This is a genomic window from Clostridioides sp. ES-S-0005-03, from assembly GCF_020658455.1.
Taxonomy (GTDB): Bacteria; Bacillota; Clostridia; order Peptostreptococcales; family Peptostreptococcaceae; genus Clostridioides.
In genome coordinates this window covers 68,829-81,984 of the sequence record NZ_JACVWI010000005.1, presented here as the reverse complement: position 1 = coordinate 81,984, position 13,156 = coordinate 68,829, and the positions used below count along the sequence as shown (strand labels likewise).

Sequence of the window (13,156 nt, the reverse complement as noted above, 5' to 3'; positions counted from 1 at the left end):
ATGTTTTTTAAAAAGAAAAAAGAAAAATCAACCACTAAAATAATAGATTTTAGTAAAGACGATATATTAAATGAAACTAATTTGTTAGATAAAGGTATTCCTTCTTTAAAGGAACTTATATCACCTTCATCTTTTGAAGTAGATGCAGACTATATAAAGGTAGGTAAAAAATATGTTAGAAGTTTTATAATGCAAGGTTTCCCTGCCCAAGTTTATGTAGGATGGTTAGACAGTATTTTTAATTATGAAGGGGAAACAGATACAATTATTCATATTGATCCAACTGATGACAAGATAGCTTTAGAGGAATACACACGTAAAATAACACAATTTGAAGCCCAGCTTATGTCTGAACAAGAAAAAGGTAATATACGAAATATAACAAGGCTTAGAGATAAGATACAAGAGTTATATATGGAAAGAAGTAAGTTAGAAAGAAATACAGATAAATTATTCCAGGTTCAGATTGCATGTAATCTATATTCAGATAGTTTAGATGAATTAAATAAAGAGACTCAAAAAATTGATAATAAACTACGTGGAAGAAAAATGTATATGATGCCAACATATCTAAGACAAGATGATACTTATAAAACTGTTTCTCCTTATGGGAAAAGCTATGTAGAAGATATGTTTAGAAATTTTAATTCAGGAGCATTAACTTCCTGTTTCCCTTTTTATAACTCAGATATTAGACATGAAAAAGGTGTTTTTTGTGGGATTAATCTATCTACATGTTCTCCAATTTTAATTGATTTCTATGATAGAAGCAAACTTAAAAATTCGAATATTACTGTTATTGGGCAACCAGGAACAGGAAAAACATTCTTTGTATCTTTACTTACTATGAGAAGCTCAATAAGAGGAATTAGAACTGTTATTATTGACCCAGAGAGTGAATATGGAAGACTTACAGAAGCTCTGGGTGGTTCAAAAATTTATTTAGCTCCAGATTCTAAAGAGTGTATAAATCCATTTGACATAGAAGAAGAGGATGAACTGGATGAAAATTTCCTGCCAACAGGAATAAAGTTGGTTGATGTTAAGGGTAAAATTGCAGATTTATTAAACTTAATTGCTGTTATGGCTGGAGGATTATCTGGAGCTCAAACTTCAACAGTAGCACAATTATTACAAGAGTTGTATGGAAATTTTGGTATTACTAAAAATCCAAAATCATTATACGTAACAGAACCCTATTTTGATAAAAATACAAAAGAATTTATTCATGAGGGTAGAAAGAAAACCATGCCAATTTTTTCTGATTTTTATAATAGTTTATCTGAATATGCTGAAAAAAATTCAGACATGGAAGCAATGGATTTAGTAAGAGTATTAAAGATGTTTAAAAAAGGTGGAGTGTATGACTTATTTGACTGTTATACTTCTTCTAATATATCTAATTTTAAAAACTCTCCAATTGTCACATTTGATGTTAGTAAATTAGAAGAAAATATTTTAAGACCAATTGGTATGTATGTAGCCTTGTCTTGGACATGGGAGAAATTTGGTAAGAAAGACCCATACATAAACAAGAGAATTGTTTGTGATGAAGCGTGGATGCTTGTCTCTAAAAACATGGCTGGTTCTGAGTATTCTGCAAAGTTTCTTGAAACAGCTTCAAGAAGAATAAGAAAAAGAATGGGAGGACTTTTAGTTGCTTCTCAGAAGTTTACTGAATTTGTTGAAAGTACACAAGGTCAAGCCGTTTTAACTTCAGCAGAGACTAAAATATTCTTAGGGCAAGATACCACTGATATAGACTCTATTCAAAATATGTTTAAGTTAAGTGAAGGAGAAAAATTATTCTTACTTAGAGCAGATAAAGGAGAAATGTTAGTTAGAATTCAGGGAGAAAGCACAGTAGTTAAAGTATTGGCTTTTGACTTTGAGAAAAAATTAATAGAGAAAAGAACAGCCTAATGCAAGAAAGGAGATTGAAATGATAAAGAGAAAATTAAGAAAGTTTTTAGCTCTTGGATTATTAGGGATACTTACTTCTTCTACTTTAATTGGGGCAAATAATATAGATTCATATGCTCATAATACATATTTTATTTCAGTAACATTAGATGAGAGTTCTTATAATTATGTACCCAATGTAATTTTTGAACAAAATTCTTGGTCTGCCAATAAACATGCAGAAGCAGATTTAGGAAATTTTACAACAGTTTCTGAGCAATCAGACTCAGATATAAAATCAAAAAATCTTAAAGTGCCAATACTGAAATATGAAGGCATTAAAGATGAACAGGTAAAAGAAAACTATGATAGTGCAATGAAGGTAAAAGAGAATGATGAAGGAACAAAGGAAGATGACGCAACAAGAGGAAGTGGAGATGGAAGCAAATCATTAATTTTTACGTTCCCTGCACTACATGGGAAAGGACTTTTAGTTGATTCTGTAAATGCAAATGCAGAAGATGAAAAAAGAGCTGATTTAGTCGCAGATGTCTTAATTGGAGGTTTAAATAATGCTTTAAACTTTTGTTTAAGTTCTACAGAAGGGAATTTTACTATAGAGCAAATTAAGGCTTTTTCTGCTGACTTAGCAAATAAAGCTGTAAATAAATCAGGAAGTGTTTCTTTAGGGGAAGCTTCTTTTACAATATCTTCCGCATCAGATAAAGATCTTAAGAAGCTAATGGATGGGACTACAATAAAAGATTATATAAAAATAACTTCAAATAATAATGGAAGTATTATTGTACCAATGCAAATTTTTAAAGGGTATGTATCATCTGGGAGTAGAGAGCCTGAAAGAAGATTAAATAGTGATTATTATAAGCAATTAAAAGAAGGCGGAGATGTTAAATATTTAAATTGGAAACATGTAGTTCTTCAAGGAAATTATAATGCAGATGTTAAAAAGATTACATTTTCAAATGAAAATGAAATTTCTAAGCCAAATCAATTAACAATTATGGTTGGAGATTTCTTAAATGGAATGTTAAGTGGATTAAGAAGATTATTAGGATTATATGCTATGGAAGATTTAATGTTAAATACAGGGGTAAGAGATAACAATTATTATTATGGTATTATGCCAAATGCATGGATGAGTTCAGCAACTTTATTAAATATAGTATGCCAGATCATTGCTTGGAACTTAATAGGGTTTTCTATAGTAAGAATGCTTTTAAAAAGACAATTAGCTACAATCAACATAAGTGAAAAATTATCTCTTATGGAAGGTTTTAAAAACCTAATAATTACAGCCTTTTTATTATGTACATTCACTTTAATATTTCAAGGTTTCTTAAAAATAAACTATGAACTGGTAGATATGTTTGGGAAAAGTAGTAGCTTCTCCAGTTATATAGGAACAGCTCATACTATGAATAGTGGTTTAATAGCAACGATATTAATAAATATAGCTTTCTTTGTAATAAATATATATTTTAACTTTTTTTATGTTTTAAGAGCTGTTACAATTGCTCTACTTTATGCAGTAGCACCTCTTTGCATATTTAGTTTAAGTTTAGGTGGAAAATATGTACAAATATTTAGCAATTTTATGAAAGAATTAGTTTCACAAATATTTATCCAAACTTTCCATGCTATTTTAGTAGCATTTTTTACAAGTGTAAGTTCAACTCAAAAAATGAAAACTTTTGAATTGTTTGTTGTGTTTTGTTCCTTTATTCCTTTAACAAATTTTTTAAGGTCAAATATACTTGGTCTTCCATCAGGAATTACTGATCAGGCTGAAAGAATCTCTGGGATGGGAAGAGCTATTGTAGGTGGTGCAGTAGCTGGCGTAGTAGGAGAATCTGTTGGAGGTAAAGGTAAAACAGGAGGAGGAGTCGTTGACAATGAAATGATAGGAATGGGAATAAATAGTAGACCATCTTCTTTTTCATCTGCACTTAAAGATAAATATATTAATGGAAGCTCTTCTTATAATGGAATAGATAATAAAGATTTATTGAGTGGAATAGAAGATTCTAATAAATCAAATTACGCAACTCAAATTTATGGTGAGAAAAGTTCTTTTGATAAGGCAGTTGGTACAGCTAAGACAGTTGGAAATGTAGGTAAATCTGTTGGAAAGGCACTTGGATCAGCTGGAATGTCTATGGGATATGGTGCAATAGGTGATCATAGAGGAATGGAGAGGATGGGTTCTGGTGTAGCCAGTGCCACATCATCAATAAGAAATTCATTAGCGGGCAATAATCCAGATTTAAGTGGATTTGGGATTTCATCAATGTATGATAATGGAGAAAGTAATACAGCAGTTTATGACGCTCAAGTTGGTGAAAATGGAGTTAGATTTAATAATAGCTCCATTGATGATAGTACATATGGAAGAAATTTAAATGAAATGTATAATGTGTTTAATTCTAATGGAGAGTATTCAGATGATAAAGAGAAAGGATACTTAAGAGATAGTGCTAAACAGTATTACCAATCACAAGGTATTATAGGGGTTGGAACTGTATCAGGTGATAATGGAGAGAAACAAATGGCTGTTAATTTTGATAAAAGTATGGTAAGTAAGAATAGGAACTTCTCTTTGCGAGATATAGGAGAAATTAAACCATATGAACCAATGGCTAAGTCTACTAATTTAAAGAAAGATATAAAATAATATAAAAGAAATAGGACTGTTCTATCATTTTAGATTAGAACAGTCCTATTTCTTTTATATTTATGGAGATGAAAATCTATATTAAAATGTTCAGATTTTAATATGGAGGGATTTAATGAATAATGACGAGAGAAATCCTCAAGAAGAAGAGCAACAACTTAATAGAGAAATCTTAAATTCAATTAATAGAAAAAGAAAAAAAAGTTTTATGAAAAAAATACATAATGTAGGCAAAAAAATAAGTAAATTAGTATCAAACTTATTTTTGACTTTTTTTAAAACAATAATTTTACCTATTCTACCTTTGTTAATTGGATTTATCATAATAATTTTTCTTGTTTTCTTTTCTTGGGACTTAATTTTTAACAGTAGAGGTAAAACTATGGATTATCAAGAAGAGGATGTCACGCAATATAATCAAGTTGCCTTGGATGATAAAGGGGATATAACTTCTACAGATTTTAGTACAGGTAATAAAATAGTTCAGGCATTTTATACATTCTTTGCAGAAAAGTCTATTTGGGTGGTAGTAAAAGAGGATGGAATAAATGAACCTGTACAATTTAATTCAGAAGAATATGTAAAAAAATATGGTGAAAATGGGATGAGAGATAAGTATCAAAGAGAAAAGAAATTTTATTTAAATCCTAATGCTCTATGGTCCTTGGATGAATTTTTAAATAAAAATCAATTTAGGTTCCCTGAACAATTTGTCCAACCAGTCCAACATGATAAGGATACTTTAGAGTTAAAACAATTAACAGATAAAAATAGGAAGCTTACAGCCAAATCTAAAGAATATGATTTAAATACAAAAAAACCGAAAGCTAATGGTAAAAAAACTGAAGGTGTTTGGGATTATGGGTTTGGTTCAATTTTAAATTATAAAAAATTTAAGGAAGAATCAAAGAAAGAAGGTCTTTTCTCTGAAATAGAGATTTGGGATATAGAAAATGAGACAAAAGTAAAAGTTCCAATAGATGAAGCTGAAGATATGGTTAAAAGTGATAGATATACATCTTTTAATAGCTCTTACAAAAACAAACTATATTCTAAAAAAATGCCCGAGAGAGATGAAACAGTTTATATGATAGATCAGGTTACAAGCCCTCTTGGATTAATAAAAAATAATATAGTACAGGAATGGGTTGACACTAATGAGACTTTTACAGCATCTGAGTCTTTTACAAAAACAGTAACAGTTGGAGGGAAACCTAAAAAAATAGAATTTAATGCATATGTAACAGGTAATATACAAAAGTTTGAAGCAAGATATGAAGGTGAGCCTGATGCTTCTCAACTTGTAGGAGGGCAGTATTTTGAAGATTACATAGGTAACTATACAACATATGTTCCGAAAGAAGTTTTAACTTCTTTTAATTTTAAGGACAGAACAGGGAAAACAGATAAGGAACTATTAAAATTACTTGATAGAGGAGCCTTTGGAGAAGGTTCAGCAGAAGGAGGAACATCTTCTGGAACAGTTGACTTAGGAAGTTTTAAATTAGGTTCTGGAGCTTCTTCAGATAATTATAAAAAAGCAATGCAGTACTATGACATCTTTAAAAAGTATGGAGAAATGTATGGAGTAGACCCAAAACTATTAATAGCTATAGCATGTCAAGAATCGGGAGGTAGCCATGAATCTTATTTAGGTGCTTCAAGGTGTGCCAGTGCAGGATGTGGTATTATGCAGATAGAGCAACCAGGGAAGACTATAACTAAATCTACAGCATTTAACCATAATACAGGGCAGATGGAGACGATGTCTATAAATATGGGTACTGTAACAAGTATAGATGGAAATATAAAAGCTGGAGCTATGCTCCAAGCAGAACGTATGAAAGCTCAGAACTATAATATAATTTTAGCTTTGCAGACTTATAACTATGGTACAGGTGTAGCTAATATTATGATAAAAACATATGCTCAAGCAACAGGAAAAACTCCTGAAGAGGTAAGGAATAATCCAACTGATTTAGGATGGCTGGCATACAGAGCTGACATAAGTGATAATCCAGGTAAGTACATAAATGGTTGGAGTCATAGTAGGTATGGAGATAAGCAATATGTAGAACATGTTTTAAGGTACTATGTTGCTGATGGAGACAGTGGGATATGGGTAAAAAAAGAAGATGGTTCTACTGTGACAATTTCTCCAGATGGTAAGTTTGAAATTGGTTCTGGAAGTGGTGGAAGTTCTGGTGGTTCAGCAAGTTCAAAAGATGGATGGCTAAAAGGCATTTGGGAAAAATTGAAGGAAGGCTGGAATAAGTTATTCCCAGAATTTGAAAAACCTCTAAGTGAAAGACGACTTGAATTTTCTAATAAATATCCAGAGAATCAAATACAAAATGTGATAAAAATGATGTTTGTAATGGAGGAAAGAAAATATATCACAGAATATGAAGATTTTACAGATGAACAATGGAAGAAAAAATATATATTATTATTTACTAATCCATTAGGAGATTCTTGGGGTAGTGGAAATGGATCAAACCAAAACATAGATGTAGCATCCATATTCCCAAAAGGTTTCGAGGCTCCAATAGATGTATCTCCAGTCACTATAGGTAAACCATTTGATCAAGTTCATCAAGGAATTGATTTGGTAGCTATAAAAGGAACAGAAGTAAAAGCCATTTCAGATGGGAAAATAATAGAAGTAAGTAGTAACTCAATAAAAATACAACATGATGGAACCACTCAGACTTATTATTCTAATCTACAAGAAGTATTAGTTAAACAGGGAGATTCGGTTTCTAAAGGTCAGGTAATAGGTAAAACAGGAGGAGGTAAAGAAGGAAATGTTCTACACTTAGAATTAAGTATAAATGGAGCTAAACAAGACCCATCTTGGATTGTAACTGGAGATTTTATTGCAGGAGACTATAATATTAATGCATCAGATGCAGAGATAATTAAAAAGGTAATAGATCTTGGAAGAACCAAAATTGGTTGTCCTTATGTTTGGGGAGCTAAAGGTCCTAATTCATTTGACTGTTCTGGGTATACAAAATGGCTTTATAAACAAGTAACTGGAGTTAGTATAGGGGATGGAACTACTGGCCAAGTTAGTACTATGAGGAATTTTAAAGTAGATATAAATAATATCCAACCAGGAGATCTACTTTATAGAATAGGTGGCTCAGGTAACCATGTTGTTATGTATGTAGGTAATGGTAAATGTATGGAGGCTATGGGGACTAAATGGGGAGTTGTATATAGCGATTTTTCTAAATGCAAATCAAGAGGTCTAAATAAGGTGTATAGACCTATAGCTTATATAAATTCTAAAAAAGGCATAAAAAATTAAAAATAAATAAATATATTAAAATTTAATAAAATAATGTTAAAATATTAAAAATAAATATAAATATATAATTTAAACAAAATAAAATATTATTTTTAATATTTAAGATTAAAATAAAAAAATATATTATACTATTTAATAATAAAATAAATAAAGTTATTATTTTTATTGCGATTGTCTATAATAAAAAGGTTTTATAATAAAATCAAAATCATAAATGAGTTGGGGTGATTAAGTGTACATAGCCTTAGAAAAAAAGATGTTTATCTCTTTAGTTATTATAGTTATGTTACTTTCTGTTTTTTCTGTTCAGTCATATGCTATAAATGAACAAAAAGTAGAACCTATAAAAAATGAAGACATATATAATAATACAAAAGGGAATAAAAATGGTGGCTATATGACTGGTGATGATGTAATGGAAAAAGTAACGATGGATGAATTCTCCGATAGAATTGAAAAAAAGGGATTTGAAATAATAAAGTTTATGAAAGTATTCGCTAATCCATTCTTTACAATTTGTTTTATAGTAGCTCTTATATTTACAGCTATTGGAGCATTTTGTAAAAGAGGAGGTCTTTTATGGGTTGGTATTAGTGCTATGATAATAGTAGCATTTTCATACACTGCTGTCATATATTCTTCTGATATCCTCAGATGGGTTCAAACTTGGATAGTTAGTTAAAGAGTTTAATTTATAATAAATAAAAGACAGTATCTTTACATGTAAAGATACTGTCTTTTTATCTTAAAAAACACATTAGTTTTGTTTAAATACTTTTATTTCTTTATTCAGATATTTGACTATTTTATAATAAAAACCATTGTCTGAAAGATAAATGTATTCTTCTTCTGTAGGTGTTAGATTATAAGAAATTACCTGTTTTATATTCCCTATTTTTTTACTATTTCTTTTTATAGCTTTATTTATATCATTAGGAATTTTAATTTGGGGTGATTCACTATATATTTTAGTATATATATTATTTTTAGTTAATTTAAAAACATTTATCACATTATCAAATTTAACTTCAAAGTTAAAAGTACCTTTATCAGTATTAATTATTTGACCATTTTTATAAGTTTTAGAAATAGATTTTATCTTCCCATATATATTTTTATTATCCTCAGATATATGTCTTATTATCTCTGCATATACTCCATTTAAATTGTCTTCAATTCCATTTTTATAAACCATTTTTCTATTTGGAAGAGTTTGGTTTATCCCAACAATTTTTAATGCGTTATTATTATTAGATAAATAAACATCATACTCCCCTTTTGTTGTAATTGTGTTATAAATAAAAAACTTTTTATATAAAATTCCTTCTTTATTAACTCTTCTTACTGTTCCAATATCTTTAAAATTATTTATAGATTGAGTAACCTTAGAATCTAAGACTCTATTAGGATATATAATAGTATCCACACTTAGTATAAATACAATCATTAAAACAAACGACATGCATAATAGTGTATGTTTGCTAAAGGCTTTACTTTTGTATGCTCTATATAAACCATAAGGAGGCAATAGAATTAAAAACATCCAAATATGATTTTTCTTTCTTATTTCATGCCTGTTATTACTGTCAATTAAAAATTTCTCAAATATATCTTTAATTTTAGATTCTTTCATTTAAACTCCTCTCTTTTTCTTTTATGTAATTATATACCTATTGAAAGATAACTATAATAAAAGTTGTTCCTATATATCACTGCAATTTAAGTATCCATGCTAAGATATTTTAATCACCTATTTTTTAGCTAATTTGAAAATATTATAATATTTTCAAATTATAAAAAAAGAAATCTCCTTATATAATAAAAAAAATGTTTTTGTCTTTAGGCAAATATAAAAAAGGGGAGAGTATTGTGAGAAGAAAAGATTCTAAGAGGATTGAGAATAACCAAAAAGTATATAATTTATTAGAAGAAAGTAGAAAAAGAGTTCTAAATGAGGATGAAATTGAAATAATAAAAAATATGCATACAGGATATGGAGGAATTAGTAATAGTACTCAATTTTTTACTCCAGAAGTAGTAATAAATTATATGTTAGATTCTTTAGAATCTACAGGATTTAAGGGAGGTAAAATCTTGGAGCCTTCTTGTGGAAATGGGAAATTTGTGAATGCTTTAATTTCAAGATTTGAAAATGTAGAAATTACTTCAGTTGAATTAAATAATGAGTTATATTATCTAAATAAAATTTGTTACCCAAATGTAAATGTAATAAATGGAGATTGTTTGGACTATTTAAAAGAATTTGAAGGTGAATTTGATCTTGTCATAGGAAATCCTCCATTTGGCAAGAGTCATAAAAGAGATAGTTTTAAATTTGGGAAATCTTCATTAGAGTCTTATTTCCTTGAATTATCTTTAAGAGCACTTAAAGAAGGAGGTTCTCTTATAATGGTTCTTCCTGATTCAATTTTATCTTCAAATAAATATTTTAATTTAAGAAAATTTGCAATTGATAATTTTAGGCTTGTTCAATCTATATCTTTACCAACAACAACATTTTATTTTTCTGGTACAAGTGTTAAGACTTCTATTTTACATTTCGAAAAAAAAGACTGTAACAATAAAAATTACTCTGTTTTTATGGCAATGGTAGATAAAATTGGATGGGACAGTAAAGGTAATAAAAATGAAAATGTGCTAATTCCTGTTTATAATGAATTTAAAAAGTTTTGTCAAATCGAAAAAGATATATCTTAATTAAGATATATCTTTTTCTTGTAAAAGTTCATATTTAGTTCCAATGCTCGATTTTTCTATTTTAATTTTATTGTGAGATGATAATTCTTCTAATTTAGAAATTATGTCTGCTATAGATAACCTTCCTCCATAAGAGGAAGAAATTTCTTTGATTTTTAAACCTAATTCAAATGAATTTGTAGGCAACATAGATATCAAAATAGAAGCTAATTTGTCATCATCTTTTATTCTTTTTAATTCATCAAATGGGTCAAGAGTATTTGGAGCTTTAGAAAAAGAAGCCCTAAATCTTATAGGGTAAGTTTTATTTAATGTAGCTGAACTTATATATCCATGGCCAGATGGTAAATCTGGAAGTTTTTTTGTTTCATCAACCGTTAAATTACCCTCTGATTGAGCTATCTTCATGTCTTCTTGGTTTGTCAATCTTAGAAAAATCTTGGTATTCAATTGAGATACTAAGGTGCTATCTAAATTATTAGGTTTTTGTGTTGCTAATATTAAATAGATACCAGATTTTCTTGATTCTTGAGCTAACTCAGTAAGTATTTTTTTTACAGGTAAAATTTTTTGACTTTTGTTTGGGGCAAATCCATGAGCCTCGTCTAACATACAAAAAAACGGAGGAAAGAAATCTTCACTATTGTTAAGATAATTTTTTCTAAAGGAATATAATTTTCTTAATAGATAAGAAGCTATCATTTTTAATCTTTTAATGTCTCCTCTTATAATGGCCCATTTACCATTTAATAAAGTCTGCTTTACTACAGAGATATCTTTTGTAAAGATATTTGTATTTTCCAAAGATACGCATTTCCAAATTAAAGCCTGCAAAGAAGCAACTCCTGAAATTTTATCTTTATATTTATAATAAAGATCTAATTCCTTAGAATTTAAATTATCTTCAGGAGTTTTCTTTTTTGACCACTTGTTTTGTTCAACTTTCTCAAAAGCATTTTTAATTGAACTTATCTTATGTTGGAGATGTTTTAAAGTATCTCCTTTTTGGTATAATACTTCAAGTATATTTTTCTGTGGCTCTGTTAGTTCTCCAACATATTCAAATAATGAAAATAGTTCAAATATGCCAAGTTCCTCAAATTTAATGCCAATATCTTTTCCAATTTCAAGTACGTTGTATTTTTTTTCAAAATTATAATTTAAAGTAGAGCCTAAATTGTCAGAGTGTTTATTAAAATCAAATTCGTTATGGGGGTCAAAAGCTAATCCTGGTATATTTAATCTCATCAACTCTTCAATTAATACTCTAATTGCAGAAGATTTTCCAGAACCAGAAGAACCAAATAAGCCAATATGGGGATTTTCTCTAAATGAATGGTGATTAAGAAAAAGAGGTATACCTTTTTGATTAGATACAGAACCATTTTCCCATAAAGGAGAAACATTTCTAATATTATCAGGTAATTCATTTTGGCTATGTTCAGTTCCTTTTATTATACCAATAGTCATACAATCAGCTTCATTTACATTATTTACGATATATTTGATTTCATCATATGTAGCATGAAACACATCGCTATTTGGGAGAATAGGACAGGGGATTTCTTCTAATAACTTTACTTTTGCAATATATGTTATTTCATTAAGGTTAAATCCTGCATGTTCAGCAACATTAAGTGAGCACCCTTTTGGTAAAAGTTGTTCATCTATAATTGGGATAATTGAAGTCTCAATAACTTCGCAAGGAACATTTCCTTGAACCTTATCTTTTATTATTAAGTATTCATTTTGAATAAATGCTTTGTTTTGATTTACTATATTTAGATATTTAACTCCAGTTGCTCCAAGTACGATCCCTTTTTTTAAGTTGTTTACCATTATAATATTATAATCCTTTCATTTTATTTATAGTTGTTATACTTGTTTCTTTATCTTGAATTAATTTATAATTTGTTTTAGCTATATCAATCAAATTATTATCATGAGTAGATATGATTGTTTGTTTTCCAGTATAGTCTATAAGATTAGATACAAATTCAGCGACTTTTTCAGAAAAGATTCCTTTTGAAACAAATTTAGTTGGCTCGTCAAATACATTGGGAGCAAAATTATTATCAAGAGTTTTACCAATTGCCATTAGTAAAGATAATGCTATTATATCTGTTAAACCACCACTATCTTCTTCTGCTGGATTAATTTCCTTCTCTTTTCCATTAGCTTTTTTTATAATTTTAACCTCTGAAGTAGGGGTTCCATCTTTACTATCTAAGACTAATTTTACTTTGTATCTGTCTCCAAAAATATCTTGGATAGAGCTTGTAGCTAATTGAGAATATAATTCACTTGCGTTTATTCTTGCCTCAGAGCAAGATTCCTCAATTAACATTTTTATAGTAAGATAATCTTGGTATTTTTCAGAGAGAGTAACTAATTCTGACTTCTTGTTAGAAATAGATTCATTTAGAATTTCAATTTTACCCATTTTTAAAGCAATAGAATTCTTAGTTGTACTTATGTACTCTTCTATTCTTTTTAATTTATTACAATCATCCATAAAAACATCTCCT

At 28.8% G+C, this 13,156-nt stretch carries 8 protein-coding genes; 5 read left to right on the top strand and 3 right to left on the bottom strand.

Translation table 11 applies throughout. The features are described from left to right. The 4 genes from IC218_RS16675 to IC218_RS16660 all read left to right on the top strand — a co-directional run bounded on the left by IC218_RS16675 (position 1) and on the right by IC218_RS16660 (position 8,592). Positions 1-1,923, top strand: coding sequence for a VirB4 family type IV secretion system protein (locus IC218_RS16675; RefSeq protein ID WP_227824962.1), 1,923 nt, complete (start codon positions 1-3; stop codon positions 1,921-1,923). Between the two features lie 19 nt (positions 1,924-1,942). Next, on the top strand, positions 1,943-4,594 hold the full coding sequence (locus tag IC218_RS16670; RefSeq protein ID WP_227824961.1) for a hypothetical protein: 2,652 nt from the start codon (positions 1,943-1,945) through the stop codon (positions 4,592-4,594). Positions 4,595-4,709: 115 nt separating this feature from the next. Continuing rightward, positions 4,710-7,910: a peptidoglycan DD-metalloendopeptidase family protein gene (locus IC218_RS16665; protein WP_227824960.1), complete on the top strand. Its 3,201-nt coding sequence runs from the start codon at positions 4,710-4,712 to the stop codon at positions 7,908-7,910. Positions 7,911-8,142: 232 nt separating this feature from the next. Continuing rightward, positions 8,143-8,592 carry a hypothetical protein gene (locus tag IC218_RS16660; protein WP_227824959.1) on the top strand — a complete coding sequence of 150 codons (450 nt, stop codon included), beginning with the start codon at positions 8,143-8,145 and terminating at the stop codon, positions 8,590-8,592. A 75-nt stretch (positions 8,593-8,667) separates the two neighbouring features. On the opposite strand, the gene IC218_RS16655 is transcribed toward IC218_RS16660, so the two are convergent. Further along, positions 8,668-9,543 (bottom strand): hypothetical protein, encoded by an 876-nt coding sequence (locus IC218_RS16655; RefSeq protein WP_227824958.1) that lies wholly within the window; start codon positions 9,541-9,543, stop codon positions 8,668-8,670. Positions 9,544-9,779: 236 nt separating this feature from the next. Here IC218_RS16655 and IC218_RS16650 point away from each other — a divergent pair, with 236 nt between their 5' ends. Further along, the gene (locus IC218_RS16650) at positions 9,780-10,628 is read left to right on the top strand and encodes a class I SAM-dependent DNA methyltransferase (RefSeq protein ID WP_227824957.1); all 849 of its coding nucleotides are present in this window, start codon (positions 9,780-9,782) and stop codon (positions 10,626-10,628) included. On the opposite strand, the gene IC218_RS16645 is transcribed toward IC218_RS16650, so the two are convergent. Next, the gene (locus IC218_RS16645) at positions 10,629-12,467 is read right to left on the bottom strand and encodes an ATP-binding protein (protein ID WP_227824956.1); all 1,839 of its coding nucleotides are present in this window, start codon (positions 12,465-12,467) and stop codon (positions 10,629-10,631) included. It lies immediately after the preceding gene. 7 nt (positions 12,468-12,474) lie between these two features. Continuing rightward, complete coding sequence (locus IC218_RS16640; protein WP_227824955.1) at positions 12,475-13,143, bottom strand: chromosome partitioning protein ParA; 669 nt, start codon at positions 13,141-13,143, stop codon at positions 12,475-12,477. Positions 13,144-13,156 lie beyond the last annotated feature (13 nt).

What these genes read in the sequence shown, in the direction of transcription:
- IC218_RS16675 (WP_227824962.1), top strand. Translation starts at nt 1, where the DNA reads ATGTTTTTTAAAAAGAAAAAAGAAAAATCAACCACTAAAATAATAGAT.
- IC218_RS16670 (WP_227824961.1), top strand. Translation starts at nt 1,943, where the DNA reads ATGATAAAGAGAAAATTAAGAAAGTTTTTAGCTCTTGGATTATTAGGG.
- IC218_RS16665 (WP_227824960.1), top strand. Translation starts at nt 4,710, where the DNA reads ATGAATAATGACGAGAGAAATCCTCAAGAAGAAGAGCAACAACTTAAT.
- IC218_RS16655 (WP_227824958.1), bottom strand. Translation starts at nt 9,543, where the DNA reads ATGAAAGAATCTAAAATTAAAGATATATTTGAGAAATTTTTAATTGAC.
- IC218_RS16645 (WP_227824956.1), bottom strand. Translation starts at nt 12,467, where the DNA reads ATGGTAAACAACTTAAAAAAAGGGATCGTACTTGGAGCAACTGGAGTT.
- IC218_RS16640 (WP_227824955.1), bottom strand. Translation starts at nt 13,143, where the DNA reads ATGGATGATTGTAATAAATTAAAAAGAATAGAAGAGTACATAAGTACA.